22 protein-coding genes and 1 tRNA gene are annotated in these 24,210 nt (G+C 64.7%); 9 read left to right on the plus strand and 14 right to left on the minus strand.

Annotated elements, in window-relative coordinates:
- Positions 1-168 precede the first annotated feature (168 nt).
- From ACI0FO_RS19575 to ACI0FO_RS19605, 7 genes are all read left to right on the plus strand, one after another.
- The gene (locus tag ACI0FO_RS19575) at positions 169-1,974 is read left to right on the plus strand and encodes a type IV pilus assembly protein FimV (protein ID WP_416029325.1); all 1,806 of its coding nucleotides are present in this window, start codon (positions 169-171) and stop codon (positions 1,972-1,974) included.
- Between the two features lie 3 nt (positions 1,975-1,977).
- On the plus strand, positions 1,978-2,787 hold the full coding sequence (gene truA / locus ACI0FO_RS19580) for a tRNA pseudouridine(38-40) synthase TruA (RefSeq protein WP_416029327.1): 810 nt from the start codon (positions 1,978-1,980) through the stop codon (positions 2,785-2,787).
- Between the two features lie 53 nt (positions 2,788-2,840).
- Complete coding sequence (locus ACI0FO_RS19585; protein WP_416029329.1) at positions 2,841-3,941, plus strand: TRAP transporter substrate-binding protein; 1,101 nt, start codon at positions 2,841-2,843, stop codon at positions 3,939-3,941.
- A 65-nt stretch (positions 3,942-4,006) separates the two neighbouring features.
- A complete protein-coding gene (locus ACI0FO_RS19590; RefSeq protein ID WP_416029330.1) occupies positions 4,007-4,672 on the plus strand; it encodes a phosphoribosylanthranilate isomerase in 666 nt (221 codons plus the stop codon).
- 167 nt (positions 4,673-4,839) lie between these two features.
- Positions 4,840-4,916, plus strand: a tRNA-Val gene (locus ACI0FO_RS19595).
- Positions 4,917-5,065: 149 nt separating this feature from the next.
- The gene (locus ACI0FO_RS19600) at positions 5,066-5,929 is read left to right on the plus strand and encodes a tetratricopeptide repeat protein (RefSeq protein ID WP_416029332.1); all 864 of its coding nucleotides are present in this window, start codon (positions 5,066-5,068) and stop codon (positions 5,927-5,929) included.
- A gap of 62 nt (positions 5,930-5,991) precedes the next feature.
- Positions 5,992-6,357, plus strand: coding sequence for a YbaN family protein (locus ACI0FO_RS19605; protein ID WP_416029334.1), 366 nt, complete (start codon positions 5,992-5,994; stop codon positions 6,355-6,357).
- Between the two features lie 151 nt (positions 6,358-6,508).
- Here ACI0FO_RS19605 and ACI0FO_RS19610 read toward each other — a convergent pair whose 3' ends face one another.
- The 4 genes from ACI0FO_RS19610 to ACI0FO_RS19625 are packed head-to-tail and all read right to left on the minus strand — an operon-like array spanning position 6,509 to position 11,255.
- Positions 6,509-8,290: an IlvD/Edd family dehydratase gene (locus ACI0FO_RS19610; RefSeq protein ID WP_416029335.1), complete on the minus strand. Its 1,782-nt coding sequence runs from the start codon at positions 8,288-8,290 to the stop codon at positions 6,509-6,511.
- Positions 8,291-8,330: 40 nt separating this feature from the next.
- A complete protein-coding gene (locus ACI0FO_RS19615) occupies positions 8,331-9,347 on the minus strand; it encodes a TRAP transporter substrate-binding protein (protein WP_105560425.1) in 1,017 nt (338 codons plus the stop codon).
- Positions 9,348-9,375: 28 nt separating this feature from the next.
- Complete coding sequence (locus tag ACI0FO_RS19620; RefSeq protein WP_416029337.1) at positions 9,376-10,656, minus strand: TRAP transporter large permease; 1,281 nt, start codon at positions 10,654-10,656, stop codon at positions 9,376-9,378.
- 56 nt (positions 10,657-10,712) lie between these two features.
- Positions 10,713-11,255 carry a TRAP transporter small permease gene (locus ACI0FO_RS19625; protein WP_416029339.1) on the minus strand — a complete coding sequence of 181 codons (543 nt, stop codon included), beginning with the start codon at positions 11,253-11,255 and terminating at the stop codon, positions 10,713-10,715.
- 133 nt (positions 11,256-11,388) lie between these two features.
- Here ACI0FO_RS19625 and ACI0FO_RS19630 point away from each other — a divergent pair, with 133 nt between their 5' ends.
- A complete protein-coding gene (locus tag ACI0FO_RS19630) occupies positions 11,389-12,414 on the plus strand; it encodes a LacI family DNA-binding transcriptional regulator (RefSeq protein WP_416029341.1) in 1,026 nt (341 codons plus the stop codon).
- An 11-nt stretch (positions 12,415-12,425) separates the two neighbouring features.
- Here the strand turns inward: ACI0FO_RS19630 and ACI0FO_RS19635 are convergent, their stop codons facing one another.
- The 9 genes from ACI0FO_RS19635 to ACI0FO_RS19675 form a co-directional block, all read right to left on the minus strand.
- Entirely contained in the window at positions 12,426-13,319 is an 894-nt protein-coding gene (locus ACI0FO_RS19635; protein WP_416029343.1) for a DMT family transporter, read from the minus strand.
- 15 nt (positions 13,320-13,334) lie between these two features.
- Positions 13,335-14,396: a histone deacetylase family protein gene (locus tag ACI0FO_RS19640; RefSeq protein WP_416029345.1), complete on the minus strand. Its 1,062-nt coding sequence runs from the start codon at positions 14,394-14,396 to the stop codon at positions 13,335-13,337.
- Positions 14,397-14,415: 19 nt separating this feature from the next.
- Positions 14,416-14,706: a cupin domain-containing protein gene (locus ACI0FO_RS19645; RefSeq protein WP_416029347.1), complete on the minus strand. Its 291-nt coding sequence runs from the start codon at positions 14,704-14,706 to the stop codon at positions 14,416-14,418.
- Positions 14,707-14,749: 43 nt separating this feature from the next.
- Complete coding sequence (locus tag ACI0FO_RS19650) at positions 14,750-16,381, minus strand: ABC transporter ATP-binding protein (RefSeq protein WP_416029349.1); 1,632 nt, start codon at positions 16,379-16,381, stop codon at positions 14,750-14,752.
- Positions 16,382-16,390: 9 nt separating this feature from the next.
- Complete coding sequence (locus ACI0FO_RS19655) at positions 16,391-17,230, minus strand: ABC transporter permease (RefSeq protein WP_416029351.1); 840 nt, start codon at positions 17,228-17,230, stop codon at positions 16,391-16,393.
- Positions 17,227-18,234 (minus strand): ABC transporter permease, encoded by a 1,008-nt coding sequence (locus ACI0FO_RS19660; RefSeq protein WP_006226975.1) that lies wholly within the window; start codon positions 18,232-18,234, stop codon positions 17,227-17,229. The genes ACI0FO_RS19655 and ACI0FO_RS19660 overlap by 4 nt, the downstream gene beginning before the upstream one ends.
- Before the next feature lie 101 nt (positions 18,235-18,335).
- Positions 18,336-19,910 carry an ABC transporter substrate-binding protein gene (locus ACI0FO_RS19665; RefSeq protein ID WP_416029354.1) on the minus strand — a complete coding sequence of 525 codons (1,575 nt, stop codon included), beginning with the start codon at positions 19,908-19,910 and terminating at the stop codon, positions 18,336-18,338.
- Between the two features lie 187 nt (positions 19,911-20,097).
- Positions 20,098-21,342, minus strand: coding sequence for a Zn-dependent hydrolase (locus ACI0FO_RS19670; RefSeq protein WP_416029356.1), 1,245 nt, complete (start codon positions 21,340-21,342; stop codon positions 20,098-20,100).
- Complete coding sequence (locus ACI0FO_RS19675) at positions 21,339-22,082, minus strand: FadR/GntR family transcriptional regulator (RefSeq protein WP_416029358.1); 744 nt, start codon at positions 22,080-22,082, stop codon at positions 21,339-21,341. The genes ACI0FO_RS19670 and ACI0FO_RS19675 overlap by 4 nt, the downstream gene beginning before the upstream one ends.
- Before the next feature lie 300 nt (positions 22,083-22,382).
- Between ACI0FO_RS19675 and ACI0FO_RS19680 the strand changes: the two genes are divergently transcribed.
- The gene (locus ACI0FO_RS19680) at positions 22,383-23,858 is read left to right on the plus strand and encodes a glycosyltransferase family 39 protein (protein WP_416029360.1); all 1,476 of its coding nucleotides are present in this window, start codon (positions 22,383-22,385) and stop codon (positions 23,856-23,858) included.
- 7 nt (positions 23,859-23,865) lie between these two features.
- Here the strand turns inward: ACI0FO_RS19680 and ACI0FO_RS19685 are convergent, their stop codons facing one another.
- A complete protein-coding gene (locus ACI0FO_RS19685) occupies positions 23,866-24,132 on the minus strand; it encodes a hypothetical protein (RefSeq protein WP_416029361.1) in 267 nt (88 codons plus the stop codon).
- Positions 24,133-24,210: the final 78 nt, after the last annotated feature.

The raw sequence follows: 24,210 nt of genomic DNA on the forward strand, positions 1-24,210 counted from the left end.
GATGCAATGTGGCGCGTGTGCCTGCGAGCCAACGCCGATGCGCCTTTCAGGTTTGTGAAATGCGCGTCATCCATTACACTTTTCCCGTGAATTAAGGCCTGTTCCCACTTAAATGGGTGCGAACGGGCGATAGCCCGTAATTCGACTACAAGAACGGAATTCCAGCTTATGACCCAGCGTTCGCGCCACGTGAAGCATGCCCGCCGTTTGAAAACCCTTCAATGGGCGATCGCCTTGGCGATAGGGTCGAGCATGTGCAGTTCGGCGCTGGCCATGCGCGTGGGGCATTCGCGCGTCGTTTCCGTGCCGGGTGCGCCGTTGCAGGCCGTCGTGGGGCTGCAGGAATTGACGCCCGACGAAGTGGCGTCGCTGAAGGTCTCGGTGGCGGATGAAGCCGCTTGGCAGCGCGCCGGCCTGAAACCGCCGGTACCGTTGGCCAGCATGGTGGTCAGGGTCGAGGACGGTTTGGATGCCACGCGCAAGAACTTGCGCGTCCGCGGCGCGCAGCCGCCGGCAAGCGGCGCCGTGGACTTGTTGTTGGATATCAGTTCCAGCTCTGGGCAGCGCCAAGTGCAGGTCAGCGTCCTGGTGCCGCTACGCGGTACCGGCGCCGACGTGACACCCGCTGCTGTCGGCACGCCAGCGCGCGCCGGTGGCACGGCGGGCTCCGTCAATGTGAAGTCGGGCGACAACCTGTTTGCCATTGCCCAGCGTAATGCGGTGCCCAACGCGTCGGTCTACCAGATGCTGGTTGCGCTGTGGCGCGCCAACCCCGAGGCGTTCATCCAGAACAATATGAATCTGGTGCGGGCCGGACAAAAACTGAATATCCCGGACGCAGCGACGGTCCGGGCGGTCGATCCCGCGGAAGCGCGCCGAATCTTCAATGAACACGCCGAGGCGTTTGCCAAGTACCGCGCCCGGCTCGGCGCGGCTGCAGGCGCCAATCCGTCCGTGGTGAAGGGCCAAGACGCGGCATCGGGCACCGTCGCCCGCCCGGGCGACAACGGCGTGGCCAGCGCTGCGCCCACGCAAGACCGGGTGCGCCTGTCCACCGGCCAGACGCAGAACGGCGCCGCGGCGCAGGCGGAAGCGCAAGCCGATGCCAGGACGTCCTCGGAACGCGCGATGAAAGACGTCGAAGGCCGCGTGAACCAGTTGCAGGCCAATGTGGACGACCTGAACAAGGCCGTCGGTCAGCAAGGGGGGGCAGGAGCAGGCGACGCGGCGGGTACGCCGGGTGCCGCCGGGGCTTCGGGGGCATCGGGTGCGGCAGGTACCTCTGGCGCTACGGGCACGCCGGGCGCAGCGGGTACCCCGGGCGCAGCGGGCACTTCGGGCACTTCGGGCACTTCGGGCGCTGCGGGCACGCCAGGCGCAGCAGGCACGCCGGGCGCAGCAGGCACGCCGGGCGCAGCAGGCACGCCGGGCGCAGCAGGCACGCCGGGCGCAGCAGGCACGCCGGGCACAGCAGGCACGCCGGGTGCAACCGGCACGCCGGGCGCAGCGGGCACGCCGGATGCAGCAGGCACTTCGGGCCCAGCAGGTACGCCGGGCCCAGCAGGCACGCCAGGCGCAGCGGGCACGCCAGGCGCAGCAGGCACGCCAGGCGCAGCAGGCACGCCAGGCGCAGCAGGCACCCAGGGCGCCGCAAGCACCCCCGGTGCATCCGCGGACAAGGCCGCCGGAAGCCCGACGGCCAACGCCAAGGACATCACGTCCGGCATGCCTGCCTGGCTTGCCGACAATCTGCTCGTCATCGTGACCGCGGTGCTGGCGCTGATCGCGTTCGCGATCGCCTGGCTGCTGCGCCGTGCCGGCGCCCGGCGCGGGGACGATGATGAGGAAACCTACGCCTATAACGAGCCTGCGCTGGACACGGCAGCGCTGAACCGCAAGCTCGATACGATCAATCTCGACCTGGACGAACCGCCCACGGACGAACCGCGCCGAGTCAGCGGTCCCAGGGTTTGAATAATGTCTAGAGTTGCATTGGGGCTGGCGTATGACGGCTCCGCTTGGCAGGGTTGGCAGACGCAGCCGCATCGGCAGACGGTGCAGGACACGCTGGAGTCGGCCTTGGCAAGTTTTTGTGGGGTGGAAGGCGTCGTCCCCACGGTCTGCGCAGGCCGTACCGATACGGGCGTGCACGGCGCAATGCAGGTGGTCCATCTGGATACGACGCTGGATCGCCGGATGGAATCCTGGGTGCGGGGCGTGAACGCGTTCCTTCCTTCCAGCGTGTCGGTGCAATGGGCGCAGCCGGTGTCCGACGAGTTTCACGCGCGCTTTTCCGCGCACGCCCGCACGTATGTCTATTTGCTGTGGCGCGGCCGGGTTCGGCCGGCGCTATGGGCGGGGCGGGCCGGCTGGTGTTTCCAGCCGCTGGACGTGGATGCCATGCGGGCTGCGGCGCAAACCTTGCTGGGCGAACATGATTTCTCCAGCTTCCGGTCTTCGCAATGCCAAGCCAAGCACCCGGTGCGCCACATGCACCGGCTGGACATCGAGGAGCGCGGGCCGTTCCTGGTGTTCACCTTGAAGGCGAATGCGTTCCTGCACCATATGGTGCGCAACATCATGGGCGCGCTATTGCAGGTCGGGCAGGGCAGGGAGTCCGTGGACTGGATGGCGCAGCTGCTGTCCTGGCGCGACCGCAAACTGGGCGCGCCAACGTTCTCGCCGGATGGCCTGTATCTGTCCGCGATTGATTACCCTGCCGAATTCGGCCTGGAAGAACTGGACGGCGGTTCGCTGTTGTTGTCGCCGTTCACGCAAACCTATTAGGAAGCCGCCGCAACCCAAGGCGCCTTTTCCGCGCTCACTTGGAGGTCTTTGCCATGCAACGCCGCGCGTTTTTGAAACAAACCGCCTTGGGCGCCGCCACGGCAGGCAGCGCCGCGCTGGCCGTGCCGGCCTTGGCCCAGGAAGCGCCTACCATTACCTGGCGGTTGGCTTCCAGTTTTCCGAATGAATCGCCCACGCTGTTCGCAGGCGCCGAAGATGTCGCGCGGTATGTCGCTGAAGTCACCGATGGCCGCTTCAAGATTGAAATCTTCCCCGCTGGTGAGCTGGTGCAGCCCGGCCAGGTGCTTGAAGCCGTTCAACACCGCGTCGTGGACTGCGGCCATACCGCGTCGACCCGATATTTCGACATTGATCCCGCGCTGTGCTTCGACGCAGGCGTGCCGTTCGGCCTGAACACCCGGCAAATGAACGCCTGGATGAGTCAAGGCGAAGGCCTGGCGCTGACGCGCGTGCTGTTCGACAAATACAGCATTCTGAATTTTCCCTGCGGCTATACCGGGGCGCAGATGGGTGGCTGGTTTCGCGGCGAGGTCAAGACGGTCGATGACCTGCGTGGCTTGAAGGTCAAGGCCGGTGGCTTCGCCCGCCATGTGCTGTCGCGGCTGGGCGCTACGCCGGTCGATGTGCCGGTTGCCGAATCCTATGCCGCGCTGGAGCAGGGCACGGTCGACGCCGTGGCATGGATCGGGCCTTATGATGACGAGAGCCTGGCGCTCTATAAAGTCGCCCGGAACTACTATTTTCCGGGGTGGTGGGCGGGCACGCTGCAGCTGTCGCTGTACGTGAACCAGGACGCCTACGACGAATTGCCCAAACCGTTTCAGTCGGCGTTGGCGCTGGCATGCCAGATGGCAACGGGCAACATGATCGCCAAGTACGATGCGGGCAACCCCGACGCGTTGCGCCGGCTGGTGGCGCGCGGCGCCCAACTGAAAGCATTCCCCAAGCCGGTCCTGCAGGCGTGTTACGAGGCGTCGTTGGCCGCCTATAACGAAATGAGCGCCAAGGATCCGATGTTCAAGAAGCTATACGAAAGCATGGCGGCGTTTCGCGACAAAGAGGTGCCGTGGTTCCGCGTGGCCGAAGGCGGCTTCGATAACCTGACCGCGACGATGGGCCAGCCCCGCGGCTGAACGTTTTTTTGACCCCGGATATACTGGTCCGACATGTCGCGCTGGGCGACACAGGTATGGATGTCATGCGTACTCGCATCAAGATCTGCGGCTTGACCCGCGAACAAGACATCGAAGCCGCCGTTTTGGCCGGCGTCGATGCGATCGGCTTCGTCTTCTACGCCAAAAGCAAGCGCTGCCTGACGCCAACGCGCGCCGCGCAACTGCGCCGCACGGTGCCGGCGTTCGTGGACGTCGTGGCGCTGTTCGTGAACCCGGATCCCGCCGACGTTCAAGCTGTGCTGGACGAGGTCGGCCCCGAATTACTACAGTTTCATGGTGACGAGACGCCGCTGGATTGCGGCCGTTACGGCCATCGTTTCCTGCGCGCGTTCCGCGCTGGCGCGCCGGGCCTGGATACCGCCGAACGCCTGGCTACGCACTGCCGCGCCTACGGTGAAGCGGCAGGGTGGCTGTTCGACAGCTACAGCGCCGGATACGGCGGCAGCGGCCACGGGTTCGACTATGCCTTGCTTGACGACGTCCGGGCAGACCCGGTGTCGCGCCCATTGATCCTGTCGGGCGGCCTGAACGGCGACAACATTGGTCAGGCGATCGAGTTGGTGCGGCCTTGGGCGGTCGATGTCAGCAGCGGCGTCGAGGTCGAGCAAGGAATAAAAAGTTCTGATAGAATCTCGTTCTTCGTTGATGCGGCACACGCTGCGGACACGAAGTTGAAGGGAAAAAAGTAGTGCTTATGTAGTGGTTATGCTGTGGTTTTATGGACGGGGTTTGACCCCGCGGTTGTGAACGAAAACCAGGCCTTGCGCCAAGTTTTCAAACGCAATGAAAACAGCAAAAAGTCGGCAAAGACGATTTGCACAGTTTAAAAAAGCACTATATAATTCTTCTTCTTTGCAGGCGGTTAGCTCAGTTGGTTAGAGCGCCACGTTGACATCGTGGAGGTCGTTGGTTCGAACCCAATACCGCCTACCAGAATTCCTGCAAAGCAGTGCCCAGCACTGCCTTAAAAGCCGCATAAGTCTATGACTTTGCGGCTTTTTGCATTGGGCTTGTGGTGATGGCGGCGGGGGATGGCAACTGCATTTGCGCGTTGCGTATGTCCCTGCATTTGATTACGCCGCATGATTAATGCGCCTGCCTTCGCATTGACGGATACCGGATACCGGATAACGGATTTCCCCTTATTTCCGCTCGCTTTGGATAATCCGCGGAATTCCTTCGGATATTTATCTGATATGTTCGCGGTAATCTTTATCACCGGCATGGACATGCGTCACTCCCTTCAGGCAATACTCCTGGTCCCCGCGCTGATGCTGGCTGCCTGCGCAGCCAAGCCGCGGCCGGAGGCGCCGGCCCAGTCGCGCATCGATGAATTGCCGATGTATGGCGGCATGGATCGGGCGGCCGCCGCGGAACGGCAGACGGGCGACAAGAAACTCATTGCCGACGCCACGCAGGCCTTCGGCTCCGCCGAAAAAGCCTCAAGAGCGTGGGTCTCGCAAGGCTATCGCTTTTATCAATCCGACCAGCTCGGCATGGCCATGCGGCGCTTTAACCAGGCATGGTTGCTGAACCCGGATAACCCCGAGGTGTATGCGGGCTTCGCGGCGGTGCTGCATGACCAAGGCAAATATTGCCAAGCCATGAGCATGATGGACCAGGCGATCAGCCATGATCCGCCCACCTTCCAGGGCATCTACGCCGATGCGGGCCGTATCGCGGCCCGCTGCGCGGCCGAGGACAAGACCTTGCCGCCGGAAGCCCGGGTGGCGGCCACCGCCCGGTCGGACGCGTGGTATCGGAAAGGCGAAGCCGTGGAGCCCAACAAGGGCTATTTGTATTCGTCGTGGGCAACGGCCTATTACTGGCGGGGCCAGTACGACGAGGCATGGGCGATGGTCGTCAAGGCGCGCGCCGCAGGCGGATCGCCCGGTCCGAAGTTCATGGACCTGCTGCGCGCCAAAATGCCTGAACCCCGGACATAGGCCTTGCGTCATATCGGCCAATCCGATTCCTGCCCGGCATTTGCGATATTCTGCTGACCATCATGATGAAAGCGCTTTGGTTGGTGTTGGGCTGCGTGATGTTGGCACTGGGCGTCATCGGCGCGTTTTTGCCGGTCATGCCGACGACGATATTCCTGATTCTTGCCGTGGGCTGCTTCTCGCGGTCTTCACCGCGGCTGGAAAAATGGCTGCTCGAAAGCCCCACCTACGGACCCGCGTTGCGCACGTGGCGCGAACAAGGCGCGGTGTCGCGCAAGGGCAAAGCCTATGCTTGCCTGGGCATGGCCGCGGGCTATGCGCTGTTTTGGTGGAGCGCGCATCCGTCCTGGCCGCTGGCCGTGGGCGTTGGCCTGTTTTTTATCGCCAGCGCGGCATACGTGGTCAGCCGGCCGGCGCCGAAAATCTGATTGGGTCGGTATTCAGACGCGCGCGCGGGTCGGGATGCGCGATTCTTCGCAAGGCCGACACAGACGAGGACCGGGCAAGCCCGGCACGAGGAGCCCCGTGACCGGGCGGGTCCACCGAATGGGCCGCGTTCAGCGGCTTTTTCGTGGCCGCTTAGTGGGAATGCCGCGGATCGCCGCGCGTTTCGATGACCTTCAGATATAGCGTGGCAGGCTCCAGGCAGCCGCCCGTTGATAACTGACCGACCAATTGCCGGTACAGCTCTTGCCAGGGCGTCTGTGACGCCGGCACCTGGTAGGGCGGTTCCTGCTTCCGTCTGGCCATTTCGGCATCGTCCACCAAGGCGGTGACGCTACGCTGGTTCAGGTCGACGCGGATCTTGTCGCCGGTGCGCAGCAGCGCCAAGCCTCCGCCGACCGCTGCTTCAGGCGACATGTTCAAGATCGAGGGGCTGCCCGAGGTGCCGCTTTGCCGGCCATCCCCCAGGCAGGGCAGGGAATCAACGCCGCGCTTGATCAGGTGGGAGGGCGGCGCCATGTTGACGACTTCGGCGCTGCCCGGGTAGCCCACGGTGCCGGCGCCGCGGATAACGAGAATGCAGTGTTCGTCGATGTTCAGCGACGGGTCTTCGATGCGGGCGTGGTAATCCTCCGGCCCTTCGAACACGATGGCGCGCGCCTCGAAAGCGTTCTCGGAGCCGGGCTCGGACAGGTAGGCGCGGCGGAATGCTTCGCCCACCACTGACATCTTGATGATGGCGCTGTCGAAGAAGTTGCCCGACAGCACGATGAAGCCTGCGCGGTGCTTCAACGGCGCGGCGCAACTGCGGATGACATCGGCGTCGCGCGTCTTGGCGCTTGAGGCGATGTCGCCGATGGTCTTGCCGGACACGGTAGGGCAGTCCGGGTGAAGGCGTCCGGCCACCAGCAGTTCGTGCATGACGGCGGGGACGCCGCCCGCACGGTGGAAGCCTTCGCCCAGATGCTCGCCCGCCGGCACGCAGTTGACCAGCAGCGGCACGTCTTCGCCCAGCCGTTGCCAGTCTTCCAGGCCCAGGTCAATGCCGGCATGCCGCGCCATCGCTATCAGGTGGGGCGGGCAATTGGTGGACGCGCCCAGCGCGGATGCCACGACGATGGCGTTCTCGAACGCCTGCCGCGTCAGGATGTGGGAAGGCCTCAGGTCTTCGCGCACCATGTCGCAGATGCGCATGCCGGTGGCGTAGGCCATCTGGGCGCGTTCGCGGTAGGGGGCGGGGATGCTGGCGCAGGTGGGCAGTGACATGCCCAGCGCTTCAGCCAGCGAGTTCATTGATAGGGCGGTGCCCATGGTATTGCAGTGGCCGACCGACGGCGACGACGCAGTGGCCAGCGTCATGAAGCCCTCGTAATCCAGTTTGCCGGCCGCCATCAGGTTTCGGGCGTGCCAGATGACGGTCCCGGAGCCGACCCGCTGGCCGTCGTGCCAGCCGTCCAGCATCGGCCCGCCCGACAGCACGATGGCGGGCAGGTCGACCGTGGCGGCGGCCATCAGGCAGGCGGGCGTGGTCTTGTCGCAGCCCGTGGTCAGCACCACGCCATCCAGCGGATAGCCGTGCAGGATCTCGACCAGGCCCAGGTAGGCCAGGTTGCGGTCCAGCGCGGCCGTGGGCCGCCGGCCTTGTTCGGCCAGCGGATGCACGGGGAACTCCATTGGGATGCCGCCCGCGTCCCGGATGCCCGCCTTGACGCGCTCGGCCAGCGCCAGGTGATGGCGGTTGCAGGGCGCCAGATCGCTGCCGGTCTGGGCGATGCCGATGATCGGCCGCCCGGACTGCAGCTCCTGCCGCGTCAGGCCGTAGTTAAGGTAGCGCTCGACGTAGATCGCCGTCATGTCGGCGTGCGCGGGATCGTCGAACCATTTCTGGCTGCGCAACTTGCGGGGTATCTGAGACATGGGAACTCGCTTGCTTCGCGTGGGCGTCAGTGAAAAGGCGTCAGTTGCGCGCCTTCTGGATCTCGTCATTCAACTGCTTGACCAGGTCGGGGCCCAGTTCTTGCGTGTATTTGTCGACCACCGGTTGCACCTTCTGGCGCATGCGCGCGACTTCTTCGGGGCTGACCGTGTTGATCTTCATGCCGGCTTTCTCAAGCGTGGTCATGGCCTTGGTGGAATCCGCGCGGCTGTCCTTGCGTTCGAAATCACGCGACGCCTCGGCGGCCTGGCGCACCAGTTTCTGTTCGTCGGGCGACAGCGTGTCCCACCATTTCTTCGATGCCAGCACGACCCACGGCGTGTAGACGTGGCGCGTGATCGTCAGGAAAGGCTGCACCTCATAGAACTTGCTGCTTTGGATGGTGGTGATGGGGTTTTCCTGCCCGTCGACCGTGCGCGTTTCCAGGGCGGTGAACAATTCCGAGAACGGCATGGGCACGGCGTTGGCGCCCAGCGTATTGAAAACGCCCAGCGCGATCTGATTCTGCATGACCCGCAGCTTGATGCCTTGCAGGTCTTCCGCGCGTGCGATCGGGCGCTTGGAATTGGTCATGTTGCGAAAGCCGTTTTCCCAATAGACCAGGCCCACCAGCCCCTTGGCTTCCAGCTTCTTCAGCAGGTCTTGGCCCAGTTGGCCGTCCAGCACGGCGTCGGCTTCCTTTTCGCTATTGAAAAGGAAGGGCAGGTCGAACACGCCGAATTCCTTGACCATCCCCGCCAGCGGCGCGGTTGATCCGACCATCATTTCCTGGGCGCCGCCGGCCAGCGCGCCTTGCATCTGTTCGTCCGAACCCAGGTTGGCCGACCCGAACGTCTTCATTTTCAACTTGCCGCCGCTGACTTTTTCAAGCTCTTGCGCCAGGAAGCGCGCGGCGCGGCCCTGGACGCTTTCTTCGTTCAGGCCGTAACCGAAACGGATCAGGCGCGGCTTGACGTCGGCCGCGGCGGCCACGCCGGCAACGGCGCAGGACAGCGCGGTGGCCAGCACGAGTAAACGGGTTTTGAATCGGTGGGTCATGGTGCGTCTCCTTGGGGGTTTTTTGCCGCTAGTGCATCCAGCGTGCGGGTACGGTGATCAGCTCGGGGAAGATCACCAGCAGGACCAGCAGGCCCGTGTACGCCACGACGTAGCGCCACACGCCCCTGCAGATGGTTTCCATATTGATGCGGGCCACGCCGCAGACCACGTTCAGCACGGTGCCGACGGGCGGGGTCAACAAGCCCACGCAGCCGACCATCACGAACATGACGCCGAAGTAGACGGGGTCGATGCCGGCCTTGGTGACCACGGGCATCAACACCGGCGCCAGGATCAGGATGGTGGGCGTCAGGTCCATGACCGTGCCCACCAGAGTCAGCAAAAGCAGCAGGGCGAACATCAGCAGCTTGGGCTGGTCCATGACCGGTTCAAGCAACGCAATCAGGTCTTGCGGCATGTCCGCCAGCGTGATCATGTAGGACGACACCATCGCGGCGGCTACCAGGAACATGACGACGGCGGTGGTGCGCGCCGCGTTAACGAACAACGGCAAGAGGTCCCGCAGCCCGATCTCGCGGTAGACGAACAAGCTGACGCCCAGCGCGTACACGGCGGCCACCACGGCGGCTTCGGTCGGCGTAAAGATACCGCCGCGCAGCCCGCCAATGATGATGACGGGCAGCATCAGCGCCCACACCGATTCGCGCAGCGCCTTCAGGCGGTTGCGCCACGGCTCACGCGGCGATGGGGTGATGCTGCCGTGCTTGCGGGCCACCCAGGTCCAGACCGCCACCAGCGTCAGGCCCATCATCAGCCCGGGCGCGATACCGGCGAAGAACAGCTTGGTGATCGACACATTGGTGGCCACGCCGAAGATGATGAAAGAGATTGACGGCGGAATGATCGGGGCAATGATGCCGCCGGCGGCGATCAGGCCGGAAGCCTGGCCGGCGTCGTATCCTTTTTCACGCAACATGGGGATCAGCAGGGAGCCCAGCGCGGCGGCGTCGGCCACGGCCGAGCCGGACAACGCGGCCAGCAGGACGCTGGCAAAAATCGCCACGTAGCCCAGCCCGCCCTGGATATGGCCAACGAACATGCTGGCCAGGCGCACGATACGGCGCGATATGCCGCCGGCGTTCATCAGTTCACCCGCCAGCATGAACAGCGGTACGGCCATCAGCGTGAAGCTGTTGGCGCCTGTCAGCATGTTCTGCGCGAGGATCTGGGTGTCGAAAAAGTCCAGCTGGAACATCATGGCCAGTGCGCTGAGCAGCAGCGCGAAGGCGATCGGCATGCCCAGGGCGATCAGCCCCAGCAATACAAGCAAGAAGATGGTCAGGATCATTGCAAAGGTCCGGGCGGGGAAGGGGCGGGCGCGTTGGGGGGCGGGCGGGGCCCGACTCAGACCGAGGGGTCTTCGGGGCTGGATTCCGCCGGCAGGGGGCCGCCGGCCAGGACACGAATAAGGTCGATCACGGTCAAAAGGCCCATGGCCATGGACGCGTACAGCGCCGCCGTGTTGAACACCGCCAGGCGCATGCCCGTAACCGGCAGCACGGTGTCCATGCCGATCACCGTCTGCACCCAGCTGCCACGTGCCATCAGCCACAGCACCCACAACACCAACAGTTGGCAGAAGATGTGTGAGACGCGACGCGCGGCGGGGCCGAAGCGTTCAACCAGCATGGTCACGCCGATGTGCTGGTGGTCGCGCAGCGCAATGACGGCGCCCAGGAAGATCAGCCAAACGAAGGCCAGTCGTGACACTTCGTCAGAGGCGTTGATGCCGGAATTGAACAGGTAGCGCAGCGCCACGTTGCCGAATAGCAGCACGACCATGACGACCAGACAGGCCACCATCAGCCAGGTCTGTAGCGCAAAACACCAATCGGCGGCGCGGGCTAGCGGTGACCCGCCGCGCCGCCCGGAGGGCAAGGCTTGCATGTTTGTCTCCTACCCCGTTTTTCGGGGCTTTTTTCGTTTATGCTTTGGCGGATGTTAGCGCTAACATTTCAACTTTGGCAAGCCCCTGTTTTTTGCGTCAGACTACGCGCTTCCCACCCGATTACGAGGGTCAATGTCCGTCCGTAAACCCCGAAGTTCGCACGCTGGCCGCGTCACCATGCAAGAGGTGGCGCGCCGCGCCGGCGTCAGCGCCATCACCGTGTCGCGCGCATTGCGCACGCCGGACAAGGTGGCCGAAGCGCTGCGGCTGCGCATTGCGCGCGTCTGCCAGGAACTGGGCTATGTGCCCAACCACGCCGCCAGCGCGCTGGCGTCGGCGCGGTCGCAGACCATCGTGGTCTTGATCCCGTCGTTAAGCAACGTGGTGTTCGTCGACATTATTTCGGGCATCAAGGAAGTGCTGGACCAGCATGGCTATCACATGCTTATCGGGGTTACCGGGTATTCGCCGGACGCCGAAGAAGCCTTGCTGCGCAAGTACCTGCAGCATTCGCCGGATGGGTTGATCTTGACGGGCATCGACCACAACCCCGGTACGTGGGCGTTGCTGCGCACGCAGCGGATCGCCACGGTGCACACCATCGAAACGCTGGCGGATGACGGCGACATGAGCGTCGGCTTTTCGCAGTTTGACTCTGGCTACGCCGCGTGCCTCCACCTGGTGGAACGCGGGCGTCGGCGCATCGGCATCATTGGGGCCCAGCTGGATCCGCGTTCCTTGCGCCGCTGCGAAGGCGCGCGGCAGGCGTTGCGCGATGCGGGCTGCTACGACGCCACGCTCGAAATCATGACGCCCGAAAAATCTTCCATCAGCCTGGGCGCGTCCTTGCTGGAAACCTTGCGCCAGCAACATCCGGATTGCGACGCCGTCTTCTTCTGCAACGATGACTTGGCGCAAGGCGCGGTGTTCCAGTGCGGCAGGCTTGGCGTGCGCGTGCCCGAGCAAATGGCGTTGATCGGCTTTCATGACCTGGCCGGTACGGCCTGGACCACCCCGCCGTTGTCCACCATTGCCACGCCGCGTTACCAGATCGGCGTGTCCGCCGCCGGCTTGCTGATGCAGCATCTGGCGGGCGAACCGGTTGCCCAGCGGCACGTGGACCTGGGTTTCACGCTGGTGCAGCGTGAAACCAGCTGACACGGCAGGAGTCAGGTTGCGCGGCGCATGGCTAGAAAAACGCCCGAAGCCATGATCAGCGCCATGCCCGCCAGCGCCAGGCTATCGGGGGGCCGTTGGAACCAGAATGTGCTGAACAGCACGGCCAGCAGCAGCTGAAAGTAATTCAACGGCGCCAGCGTCGCGGCCGACACCCGTTGAAATGCGGCGATCAGCAACACCTGCGCCAGCCCGCTGCATGCACCCAGCGCAATGATAAGCGCGGTGTCGGCGGGCGTGGGCCACGGATCCGGCAGGAAGAAGGGCGCTGGCAGCGCCGTGACGACCAGGCAGATGATGGCCGTGTACGCGTACTGCACCGGCCCGGGCACCTTGCCCGACAGCTTGCGCGTCAACACCTGGAAGATCGCATAGCAGACCGCCGATACCGCCATCAACAGCGTGCCCAACAGCGGCAAGTCGGCGCCGGGCCGCACAATCAGCAGCATGCCGCCAAAGCCCACGGCCACCGCAAGCCACTGCACCGGCCGCACGCGTTCGCCCAGCAGCCAAGGCGACAGCGCCACCATGATGAGCGGCGACGTGAAATAAATGGCGGTGGCTTCCGACAAGGGCATCCAGATCAGCGCGGTCATGAAGCAGGTGGCCACCGTGGCCAGCGTCACGCCGCGCAGCACCAGCAACGGCTTTTCGGGCGCGTCACGCAGGCGCAGCCCGTTACCGTGACGCCACAGCATGAAGACCGCCAGCACGATCACGGCCAGATACCGCATCACGTTCAGGAACGGTGCGGGGTAGCGCTCCAGCATGTGCTTGGACCCCGCGTCAAAGGTGGCGAATGCCACCAGCGCGGCGAAAAACAACAGAATCCCGGCGTTGCGGGTGGCGGACGAAGGCGGCAGGACGGCCGAGGGCAGGGTGGACATGGCGGGGGGCGGGCGTCAGGCGCCGCGTCCCATGCCTTGCAGGAACGCATCCAGCGCCGGGCCGATCGCCTGCACCATGTAGCCGCCTTCCTGGACGACGACGGTGGGCACCCCCAGGCTGGCGACGCGCGCGCCGATGTCCCGGTAGGCGTCGATATCCAGCTTCAGCACGCTGATGGGGTCGTCCTTGTACGTGTCGAATCCCAAGGCCAGCACCAGCGCTTCGGGGGCGTAACGGCCAAGCGCCGTCAACGCGGTGTCCAGCGCGGCCAGGAAGGGGGCGTTGCCCGACCCGTGCGGCAAGGGCAGGTTCAGGTTGTAGCCTTCGCCCTGGCCGTGCCCGCGCTCGTCGGCATAGCCCGAATAGAAGGGGTAATAGGCGATGGGATCCGCATGCAGCGATACGGTCATCACATCCGCCCGGTGATAGAAGATGTTCTGCGTGCCGTCGCCGTGGTGCGCGTCCACGTCCAGTACGGCCACTTTGGACCAGGTCTGCAATAGCCGGCTGGCGGCCGCGGCGCTGCTGTTCAGATAGCAGAAGCCACCGGCCCGGTCGCGATGCGCGTGATGGCCGGACGGCCGGCACAGGGCATAGGCCATGCCGCCGGTGCTGGCCACGTGATCGGCGGCGGCCACCGCGCTATGGGTGGAGCGTAGCGCCGACCGCCAGGTCTGGGGCCCGATGGGGCAGGACAGGTCGCTCAGGTAGTAACCCGTCTGCGCCACGATGGACGGCGACGGGCACGGGCCGCGGCCCGCCTGCTCGACGCGGCCGTTGTAGTACGGCGACAGGTTCGGCAGCACCTCGGGCCCCGGGTCCACGCCAGGCGCCTTCTGCGATTGCCAACGGGCGTAGGCCGTTTCCAGGTAGTCCAGGTAGTCGGCGCTATGGATGCTTTCCAGCGGCTTGCGGCCGTAGTCGGCCGGCGCCTCGACTTTGATTCCCCTGGCGGCCAGCGCGCCTTGCAGGCTTTCGGCCCGCGACGGCAAGTCGGTGGGCGCGCTGAGGCGGCCCAGCCGCATGAATTGCTGCGGGGTGTGCAGCAATTGCTCTTCCGAGAAAAACGCCTTCATGATGGTCCTCGCTGACGCGTCAAGCCTGCTTGATTTCGATTTCGACGAAAACAAACTCGGTTTCGCTGGGGTTGATGACGTTGTGCTCCACGCCAACAGGCCGATAGTAGGCGACGCCGGTCGTCAGCTGGCTGGTGATCGGGCCGTCGGGCGTGTCCAACAGTAGCGGGCCTGTGGTTTGCGGCACCACCACGTAATTCATGCCGTGGCGGTGCCAGCCGGTTTCCCCGCCGGGCGGAAAGCGCCATTCGGTGACGGTGACCATATCGTTGTCGATCTGCACGGTGGGGACGGCTGCGGGGCGTTGCACGGGGCGTTCTCCTGGTGTTGTCATCGGGTTGGCGGAAGCGTGTTCACGCCGTTGTGGCCTGCGTCGGGTCCCAGTGTTGGCCGGGCACGGCGGCGATCAATTGCCGGGTGTAAGCGTGTTGCGGGTTATCGAAAATCTGCGCGGGCGAGCCGTATTCAACGACTTTACCGCGATGCATGACCAGCACCGAATTGCAGATCTGCGCGGCGACGCGAAGGTCGTGGGTGATGAACACCAACGCGATCTTCAGGCGTTGCTGCAGGTCATGCAGCAGTTGCAGCACCTGGGCTTGCACGGACACGTCCAGCGCCGACACCGATTCGTCGGCCACCAGCACCTTGGGCTCAAGCGCCAGGGCGCGGGCGATGCCGATGCGCTGCCGCTGCCCGCCCGAGAACTGGTTGGGATAACGGTCGAACGCGGACGGGTCCAGCCCCACCAACGACAGCAGTTCCCGCACCCGGGTCTCGGCTTGGGCGCGCGGCACGCCGTTGGCGACGGGGCCATCGCTGATGATGCGCCCGACCGTATGGCGTGGATTGAGCGAGGCGAAGGGGTCTTGGAAGATCATCTGGATGTCGTGGCGCAATGGGCGAAAGCGCGACTCGGACATGGCAGCGATGTCCTGTCCATTGAAGATCAATTGGCCGCCATTGATGCCCACCAATTTCAACAGGCATTTGCCGATGGTCGACTTTCCCGATCCCGATTCGCCCACGATGCCCAGCGTCTCGCCGCGCCGCACGGCGAAGCTCACGCCATCCACGGCGTGCACCTCGCGCTTTTTACCCAGCCAGCCGTGGCCGATCACATACGTCTTTTTCAGATCCTTCACTTCCAGTACGGGCGTGTCGTCCGCCGTGGCGACGCGTTCTTCGCCGCGGCGGTGCGGCACTGCTGCGATCAGGCGCCGGGTATACGGGTGGCGAGGGCGGTTCAGGACCTCGTCGGCGGGGCCCTGTTCCACCAGCACGCCCTTTTCCATGACGGCGACGCGGTGGGCGATCTCGGCCACGACGCCGAAGTCGTGCGTGACGAACATCACGCCCATGCCTTTTTCCTTCTGAATGCGGGCGATCAGCGCCAGGATCTGCGCCTGGGTCGTGACGTCCAGCGCGGTCGTGGGTTCGTCGGCGATCAGCAGCGCCGGCTCCAGCGCCAGCGCCATCGCGATCATGACGCGCTGCCGCTGTCCTCCGGACAGGCGGAAGGGGTAGACGTGATACAGGGTGGCCGGGTCGGGCAAGCCCACGAAGGCCAGCAGTTCCAGCGTGCGCTTCAGCCGTTCGGCGCCCGGGTAGGCGTTGTGGACGCGCATGACTTCACTGATCTGATCGCCCACCGTCATCAGCGGGTTCAAGGCCGACAGAGGCTCCTGGAAGATCATCGCCATGTCTTTTCCGCGCATGGCTTGCAGCGTGGCTTCATCCTGCCGTAGCAGGTCCTTGCCGCGAAACAGAATGCGGCCCTGTTGCGGGGTCAGGTAGTCGGGCAACAGGCCCATGATGGCGTTGGCGCTCATGGACTTGCCCGAGCCCGATTCGCCGACGATGCACAGGATTTCTCCCGCCCGGATGTCGTAAGACACGTCTTGCACGGCAAAGGGGCGGTCGCCGCCGCGGGGCAGGGCGATGCTGAGGTTCTGGATGGACAGCAAAGGCGTGGCTTCGGTCATGTCGGCCTCCTATTCGCCGCGCTTGCGCAGTTGCGGGTTCAGGGCGTCGTTCAGCCCTTCGCCGATCAGGTTGATGGCCAGCACGGTCAGCAGGATCGCTACGCCGGGCCAGACGCTCATCCACCAGGCTTCGCGGATCATCGTGCGGGCGGCGCCGATCATGAATCCCCAGCTCATCAGATTACGGTCGCCCAGCCCCAGGAAGGACAGCGACGATTCCGTCAGGATGGCGGTTGCCACCATGAACGACGCCGACACGATGATGGGCGACATGGCGTTGGGCAGGATCTGGGTGCCGACGATGCGCGCGGGTGTCTGGCCGATGACAATCGCCGCCTGCACGAACTCGCGCTGCTTGAGAGTCATGAATTCCGACCGCACCAGGCGCGCCGCCGGCGGCCATGACACGATGGCGATGGCCCCCATGATGGAATAGACGGACGGGCTCAGGATGGCCACCAGCACGACCGCCATCGCCAATTGCGGAATGGTCTGGAAGAACTCGGTAAAGCGCATCAGCGCATCGTCCACGCGGCCACCGCAGTACCCCGCCACGGACCCCACCAGGATGCCGAAGAGCAGCGCCACGGCGGTCGACAAAAGCCCCACCATCAGCGACACCCGGGCGCCCCATACCAGGCCGGCTGTAATGTCGCGGCCCAGCATGTCGGTGCCAAAGGGATAGTCGGCATTGGTGAACGGCGGAATCAGCGGGTCGGCCACCATCATCCACGGCGACTCCTCGTACAGCAGTGGGGCGGCCAGCGCCACGACGACCACGACGAGCATGATGGCAAGGCCCGCCACCGCGCCATAGTTGCGCATATACCGTTGGGCGAATGACTTCATGCGGCGGCTCCTTGCTGGGCGCCGGCGCCGATGCGGGGATCGATCAGGCGGTACAGCACGTCGGTCAGCAGGTTGAACACCACCACCATGATGGAGGTGACCAGGAATATGCCCAGCAGTAGCTGGTAGTCGCGTTGCAACAGGGCGTCGAACATCAGGCGCCCGATCCCGGGCCAGGCGAACACGGTTTCAGTCAGCACCGCGCCGCCGGCCATCTGGCCCAGCTGGATGCCGGCGAAGGTGATGACGGGCAGCAGCGCATTGCGCAGCACATGCGTGCGGATCACACGGCTGGGGCTGACGCCCTTGGCGCGCGCCGTCTTCACGAAATCCATGCCGATGACTTCAAGCATGGAAGCGCGCGTGAGCCGCACGTACACGGCCATGAAAAAGCAGCCCAATGTGATGGTGGGCAACACCAGGTGCTGGGCGATGTCCGCCGCGCGCGCCAAGCCGGTCAAGCCGGAGCCCACCGTCTCCATGCCGAAAGCCGGCAGCCAGCCCAGCACGACCGAAAACAGCAGAATGCCCATCAGCGACAGCCAGAAGAGCGGCGTGGCGTATAGCAGCAGCGCACCCGTCATGACCGAACTGTCGATCCAGCGGCGCTTGTTCCGGTAGCGGGCTTTTGCAGCGACGACACCCAGGAAAACGCCCAGCACGATCGAGAACACGAAGGCGCAGGACATCAGCAGGAAGGTCGCGGGCAGGCGCTCCACGATCAGGTCCAGCACGGGCACGTGATTGCGGTAGGAAAAGCCCAGGTCCAGCTGGACCACGCCCTTCAGATACAGCATCAGCTGGGTCAGAATCGGCTTGTCCAGTCCGAAGGCCACGCGCAACTGATCGACATAGGCGGCGTCGCCCGCGCCGGCCTGGCCCGCCAGCACGGCGGCGGGATCCCCGGGCGCCAGGCGGATCAGGAAGAAATTGATGATCACCACGCCCAGCACGACCACCAGGGCCTTGCCGATGCGGGAAACGAGGAAAGACAGGAATTTCATGCTCTGGGTCCTCTCTGGACGGGCGCGGGATGCCTGGGCAACCTCCGTCGCGCGGCCGGGATCTGCCGCCGCGGGGACTCCGCGGCGGCGTCTTGCTGCGCTTACTTCTCGATGTACACGTCGTCGAACGACTCGTTCAAGCCGATGGCGGTCTTGACCAGGTTCTTCACGTTGCCGCGATACAAGGTGGGGAACTCCATATCCACCAGGAAGCCGTTGGCGACTTCATTGACCAGCGTCGTCTGCAGCGAGGTGTACAGCGCTTGGCGCTTGGCCGGATCGACTTCCGACGCGGCGGCTTCCCATTGCTTGTCGGTCTCGGGGTTGCTGTAGCCCTGCACGTTGGCGAACGGCGAACCCTTGACGATGTTCGACGTGATGTACAGCCGCTGCACGCCCAGCGCGGGGTCGCCGTACTGGTAGGTGAAGGTCGTGGTCATGTCGAAATCCCAGTTGCCCGTGCGGCTGGCCCAGCCGCCCGCATCCGTCGATTCCAGATTGACCTTGAAGCCCAATTGCTCCAGCGCCTGCTTGGTGTATTCGCCCAGACGGTCCCAGGTGGATCCGTAGGGGAAGCTCAACTGGCGGATCGTGTAGTCCTCGGGCTTGATGCCCGATTCCTTGATCAGCGCGCGCGCCTTCTTCATGTCGAAGGGCATGGCCGGCATGTTCTTGTCATAGAACATCTCGGTGGTCACGAAGGGGCTGGTCGACACCTTGCCCAGGCCGAAGAAGATGTTGTTGACCACCATGTTGCGGTTCATTGCCGCCATGACGGCCTGGCGCACCTTCAGGTTGTCGAACGGCGGCTTGCGCATGTTGAAGATCAGGTACGCCTGCGGCGAGAACATTTCCCAGCCCGCCGTGGTGTATTCCACCTTGGGTAGCGCGCGCAGTCGTTTGATGTCGACGTTGTCCACGTCGCCGCCGCGCAGCACGTCCACGCTGCCGCGTTCGAACGCCACGGCGCGCGAGGCCGCGTCGGGGATCACGTTGAACACCAGCTCGTCCAGATACGGCAGGCCCGGCTTCCAGTACGCCGGATTCCGCGTCAGCTTGATGTATTCGCCGCGCTTCCATTCCTTGAACATGAAGGGGCCCGTGCCCACCGGTTTCTGGTTGGCCGGGTTGGTCATGTAGTCGGTGCCGGCATAAAGATGCTTGGGCATCATCGGCGCAAAGCCGGGCTCGAACATCAACATGAAGGCGGGAAAGGGCGTCTTCAGTTTGATGACAACGGTCTTGGCGTCGGGCGCCTGCACCGAATCGACGAACTTGTTCAGGATCACGCGGGCGCGTGCATGTGTCTTGGGCAGCATGTCCGCCAGCGAGAACACGACGTCTTCCGACGTGAATGGCTTGCCGTCATGCCACTTGACGTTGTCTTGCAGGTGGAACGTATAGGTCAGGCCGTCGGCGGCGGCCTCCCACGATTTGGCCAAGCCCGGCTGCGGCTTCAGGTCGGTGGAGTAGGTCAGCAGGCTTTCATAGATCTTGCCCGCGACGAATTGCGTGGGGCCTTGCTGGTTGATGGCCGTGACGATCACGGGCGGCTCTGGCTGAACGATCATGTTCAAGGTGCCGCCCTTGGTCTGGGCCAGGGCTTCTGTGGCGGGCAGCGCGGCCGCAAGGACCAATGCGCCGAACTTCAAGGAGAACCATTTCTTCGATTTCACTGCGAGCCTCCGGGCTGGAAAGGGACTGACAGGTGACCGCCGTCGCGCGGCGGGATGCCGGGCAATAACAAGCAAACCTCGTGCCACCTGCATTTCTCAGGGGTACTACGGGTGAAGCCGATACATCCATGCTTCATACAGGTGCTGGGTAAGGCGGCCGCGCACCATTGCGGCGAAATCGGCGGTGCTAGCGCGCGGCGTTGGCACGCGCCACCATGGCATCAAGCAGCACGTTGCAGCCTGCTTCCAGATGCTCGGGCCGCGCGTCTTCAATCTCGTTGTGGCTGATGCCGTCCTTGCAAGGCACGAAGATCATCGCGGTCGGGGCCACCGCGGCCATATAGACCGCGTCGTGTCCCGCGCCGGTCACGATGTTCATGGCGGGCAGGTGGCGGTTGGCCGCGCCTTGGCGCACCTTTTCCACCAGATCCGGGTCGAAGGGCGTGGGAAGGAAGGTCTGCACGTCTTTCAGTTCAACCCGCACGCCGTGCGCGACGGCGATGTCGTCGCAGGCGCGGCGCCACGCCTGGTCCATGCGCGCCAGCGTCGCCTCGTCTTCGTGGCGAAGGTCCGCCGTGAACCGGACCTGGCCCGGGATGACGTTGCGCGATCCCGGGTAGGCGTGGATTTCGCCTACGGTGCCGCGCCCATGCGGCTGATGCGTGTTTGCGATGTTGATCACGGCCTGCACCAGGAAGCTGGCGGCGAACAGGGCGTCGCGGCGGATTGCCATGGGTGTGGGGCCGGCGTGCATTTCCATGCCGGTCACCGTGATGTCGTACCACCGCAGGCCCAGCGAACCCGTCACTACACCGATGATCTTCTCTTCATGCTCCAGGATCGGGCCTTGTTCGATATGCGCCTCGAAGTAGGCGTCGACCGGCCGTCCGCCTACGGGTTCGGCGCCCGCGTAGCCGATCGCCTGGAGTTCGTCGCGCACCGCCAGGCCTTGCGCGTCTCGGGCCGACAGCGCCGTCTCTAGCGGGAACTTGCCCGCGAACACGCCGGATCCCATCATGACCGGCACGAAGCGCGATCCTTCCTCGTTCGTCCAGATGGCCAATTCCAGCGGCGCTTCAGTTTCGATGCCTGCGTCGTTCAGCGTGCGCATGACCTCAAGCCCGGCCAGCACGCCAAAACAGCCGTCGAACTTGCCGCCCGTGGGCTGGGTGTCGATATGGCTGCCGGTCATCACGGGCGGCAGATCGTTGTTGCGGCCCGCGCGGCGCGCGAAGATGTTGCCGACCTGATCTACGCGCACGGTCAAGCCGGCGTCGCGCATCCAGCCCGTCACAAGGTCGCGGCCCTGTCCATCCAGTGCGGTCAGCGCCAGACGGCAATTGCCGCCCTTGGGCGTGGCGCCGATCCGCGCCAGGTCCATCAATGATTGCCACAGCCGCTTGCCGTTGATGGAAAGGGAAGACGATGTCATGGATTGCCTCGAAGGTCGGTGAATGAATCGAAGTCTTCGCGCAGGCGCGCCAGAATGCCCAGCAGGTGCGTGTGCATGGCATGCCGTGCCCGGATGGGATCCCGTGCCAAGATGGCGTTCAGGATGCGCTGGTGTTCGGCATGGGCCGCGGCCCACGCCTGAGTGGTGACGAAGTAGTCCTGCATGCGGCTGTACATCGGGCTCGCCTCGCTGAGATTCCACAAATGGGCGACCGCCGAGGCCAGGGCCGCGTTGCCGCAAGCGGCGGCGATGGCGCTGTGGAATTCGCGGTCGTGGCGGCCCGGGGAATCCGTCAGGTGCATGTCGGCATGCGCGTCGCGGATGGCGGCGATTTGCGCGGGCGTCGCCTGGTGCGCCGCAAGCGCGGCGCATTCCGGTTCGATCAGCATGCGGGCTTCCAGCAGATCGAAGGGGCCGAAGTCGTCGCGGTCGGCCGCGCCGTGCGGCGTCGAACCGGCCGAGGGCGGAAATCCGGCTCCGTCCGGCGCGATGGTGACGAACACGCCCGAACCGACGCGCACTTCCACATAGCCCTCGATCTCCAGGGCGATCAACGCTTCACGGATCGACGCCCGGCTGACCTGCAATTGTTCCGCCAGTTCGCGCTCGGACGGCAGCCGCCCGCCGCGGGGAAAATCACCCGCCCGGATACGGCCCGCGATCTGGTCGGCGATCATTCGGTATAGCCGGGTTGCCGCGACAGCCTGGAACGTGCTCATGGCGTGTTTGCCAACTTTAATGGCCTGGTGGTCAGGCCACCAATATAGGCATGCCGCTATTGAAATAGAAGAGAAATATCGGCTATTCAGGGAAAACGATCAGAGGGATTCCACGTCTTCCAACGAAGTGGTCAGGCCAGTTAGGCGCGATCTGAAAGGGCCCTGGGCTTTACAGTTTTAGAACAATTGGTGAACAAAACCCCCGGGCTTCGGGCGCTCCGCAAACCGATAATTCGGCCGGCCCGACGTGGGCAAGCAAGGCCGGCCGCCGGCGGGCGCGCAGGGAGATACGGAGTGGGAATGGAGGCAAAGCGGGCGGCCCGGTTTGAGGGTTGGGCGATTGGCGTAGGGCTGCTGGTGTTTGCCCTGTGCTGGCTGCCGCTGCTGGATCGGGGCGCGCTGACGCCGCCTACCGACAACATCGAGCAATTGACTTGGGTGCGCAGCCTGGAATGGGGGTATTACAAGCATCCGCCGTTGCCGACGTGGCTGTTATGGCCGGTGGTCCAGTTGGTGGGATGGTCGGCGTGGGCGACGTATGTGGCGGGCGCCGCGTGCACGTTGGGGGCGTTCGCGCTGCTGTGGCGCTTGATGCGCGAACTACGTGGGCGAGCCTACGCCATGACCGCCTTGCTGGCCGGCCTGTGCATTACCTTTTACAACGGCCGCCTGTACTTCTATAACCACGAGATCGTGCTGATCCCGCTGGTGGTGGGCTGCGCGGCGGCTTGCTGGAAGGCCTACACGACGCGCCGCATCGGCTGGTGGATCGCGCTCGGCGTCTGCCTGGGGTCAGGCGCCTTGGCCAAGTACCAGGTCGCGGTGGCGGGCGTGGCCGTGCTGGTTTTCTGGCTAAGCCAGCGTGGCTGGCGCGACCCCATGCAGGTGTTTGGCTTGCAGGTGGCGGGGTTGACCGCGTTGGCGGTGTTTTCGCCGCATCTCGTCTGGCTGGCGGCCAACGACTTTGAGTCGCTGGGCTATGCCATGTCGTCGTCGCTGGCGGCTGGTTTGTCGTGGCCCGCCCGCGCACAAGAGGTTGCGCGATGGTGGGGCGACCAATTGCTGAACCGGGCCATGCCCGCATGGGTACTGTTGGGAACGTTGTGGCTGCTGGCGCGGCGCCGGCCAACCCGGCGGGTCGTCCCGGTCGCACCGGCCGTAGTGCGTGGCGACCCGGCACGCGCGCTACTGTTGGCCTTCGGCTTCACGCCGCTGGTCTTCGTCAGCATGATGACGCTGGCCACGGGGTCCCACGTTCAACTGCATTGGGGCACGCCGTATCTGTTGTTCGCGGTGCCGGCCGTGATGGAGCTGCTACGCGGCCGCGCAAAGTGGCGGCATGTCAGGCCGCGTGACGCGCTGGTGGCCTTTATGCTGATCCAGTTGCTGCTGATGGCGCGTGTGGAGCTGACTTCGCCTGTCGGGGCGGGCTGGGCACGCCGCGCGGCGGACTGGCGATATTTCGATTCCCAGGCATTGGCGCTGGCCCTGCACGAACGGGCCAGGCAAGCCTTGGGCGGACCGGTCCGAGTGATTTCGGGGCCGCCGGCGGAAGCTGGCGCGCTGGCTTTGCGGCTGCCCGAGCAGCCGCTGGTGCTGATCGACGGGCAGCCACGCTTCAGCCCCTGGGTGCCGCCCGGGCTGGCCGCCGCATGCGGTGCACTGGAGCTGAGCATGAATGCGCGTCCGCCAGGTTTCGACCCGGTCGGCGCTGGTTTTCCCGGCCTGTACTGGCGGGTGCTTCCGCCTGGGGCCGCCTGCGCCATCACCGGCTAGCAAGCGGTTACTGCGCGTCGCCGTCCGGCTCCGGCGTCTGCGTGAAGGCTCGCACCAGGCGAGCGATGCCGTCCAGTTCATCGTGCGCGCCCACCACCCATTCCGGTTTTTCGAACGGGCTATCCGACGGCGTCCGGTCCATGTTCGCCTTCAGGTCATCCAGCAGTTCCAGCGCCATATCGGTCGCCTGGGGGCTGCTGCGGGTGGAAAGGGCGATGGCGATTGCCAACGCCTGGCGCATGGCCAGCAAGCGGCCTTCCAGTTCAGTGTCCATAAGGTGCGTCCTTGTTCTGCATCGTGAATGGGCGCATTTTAAGGGCCAGACCGGGCGCGCAACCGCTTGGCGCGAGGT

The sequence above is a fragment of the Achromobacter marplatensis genome (assembly GCF_049060505.1).
Lineage (GTDB): Bacteria > Pseudomonadota > Gammaproteobacteria > Burkholderiales > Burkholderiaceae_B > Achromobacter > Achromobacter marplatensis_A.

What these genes read in the sequence shown, in the direction of transcription:
- ACI0FO_RS19650 (WP_416029349.1), bottom strand. Translation starts at nt 16,381, where the DNA reads ATGACCGAAGCCACGCCTTTGCTGTCCATCCAGAACCTCAGCATCGCC.
- ACI0FO_RS19615 (WP_105560425.1), bottom strand. Translation starts at nt 9,347, where the DNA reads ATGACCCACCGATTCAAAACCCGTTTACTCGTGCTGGCCACCGCGCTG.
- ACI0FO_RS19670 (WP_416029356.1), bottom strand. Translation starts at nt 21,342, where the DNA reads ATGACATCGTCTTCCCTTTCCATCAACGGCAAGCGGCTGTGGCAATCA.
- ACI0FO_RS19660 (WP_006226975.1), bottom strand. Translation starts at nt 18,234, where the DNA reads ATGAAATTCCTGTCTTTCCTCGTTTCCCGCATCGGCAAGGCCCTGGTG.
- ACI0FO_RS19640 (WP_416029345.1), bottom strand. Translation starts at nt 14,396, where the DNA reads ATGAAGGCGTTTTTCTCGGAAGAGCAATTGCTGCACACCCCGCAGCAA.
- ACI0FO_RS19620 (WP_416029337.1), bottom strand. Translation starts at nt 10,656, where the DNA reads ATGATCCTGACCATCTTCTTGCTTGTATTGCTGGGGCTGATCGCCCTG.
- ACI0FO_RS19585 (WP_416029329.1), top strand. Translation starts at nt 2,841, where the DNA reads ATGCAACGCCGCGCGTTTTTGAAACAAACCGCCTTGGGCGCCGCCACG.
- truA (WP_416029327.1), top strand. Translation starts at nt 1,978, where the DNA reads ATGTCTAGAGTTGCATTGGGGCTGGCGTATGACGGCTCCGCTTGGCAG.
- ACI0FO_RS19680 (WP_416029360.1), top strand. Translation starts at nt 22,383, where the DNA reads ATGGAGGCAAAGCGGGCGGCCCGGTTTGAGGGTTGGGCGATTGGCGTA.
- ACI0FO_RS19685 (WP_416029361.1), bottom strand. Translation starts at nt 24,132, where the DNA reads ATGGACACTGAACTGGAAGGCCGCTTGCTGGCCATGCGCCAGGCGTTG.
- ACI0FO_RS19635 (WP_416029343.1), bottom strand. Translation starts at nt 13,319, where the DNA reads ATGTCCACCCTGCCCTCGGCCGTCCTGCCGCCTTCGTCCGCCACCCGC.
- ACI0FO_RS19590 (WP_416029330.1), top strand. Translation starts at nt 4,007, where the DNA reads ATGCGTACTCGCATCAAGATCTGCGGCTTGACCCGCGAACAAGACATC.
- ACI0FO_RS19625 (WP_416029339.1), bottom strand. Translation starts at nt 11,255, where the DNA reads ATGCAAGCCTTGCCCTCCGGGCGGCGCGGCGGGTCACCGCTAGCCCGC.
- ACI0FO_RS19600 (WP_416029332.1), top strand. Translation starts at nt 5,066, where the DNA reads ATGATTAATGCGCCTGCCTTCGCATTGACGGATACCGGATACCGGATA.
- ACI0FO_RS19610 (WP_416029335.1), bottom strand. Translation starts at nt 8,290, where the DNA reads ATGTCTCAGATACCCCGCAAGTTGCGCAGCCAGAAATGGTTCGACGAT.
- ACI0FO_RS19575 (WP_416029325.1), top strand. Translation starts at nt 169, where the DNA reads ATGACCCAGCGTTCGCGCCACGTGAAGCATGCCCGCCGTTTGAAAACC.
- ACI0FO_RS19630 (WP_416029341.1), top strand. Translation starts at nt 11,389, where the DNA reads ATGTCCGTCCGTAAACCCCGAAGTTCGCACGCTGGCCGCGTCACCATG.
- ACI0FO_RS19655 (WP_416029351.1), bottom strand. Translation starts at nt 17,230, where the DNA reads ATGAAGTCATTCGCCCAACGGTATATGCGCAACTATGGCGCGGTGGCG.
- ACI0FO_RS19605 (WP_416029334.1), top strand. Translation starts at nt 5,992, where the DNA reads ATGATGAAAGCGCTTTGGTTGGTGTTGGGCTGCGTGATGTTGGCACTG.
- ACI0FO_RS19675 (WP_416029358.1), bottom strand. Translation starts at nt 22,082, where the DNA reads ATGAGCACGTTCCAGGCTGTCGCGGCAACCCGGCTATACCGAATGATC.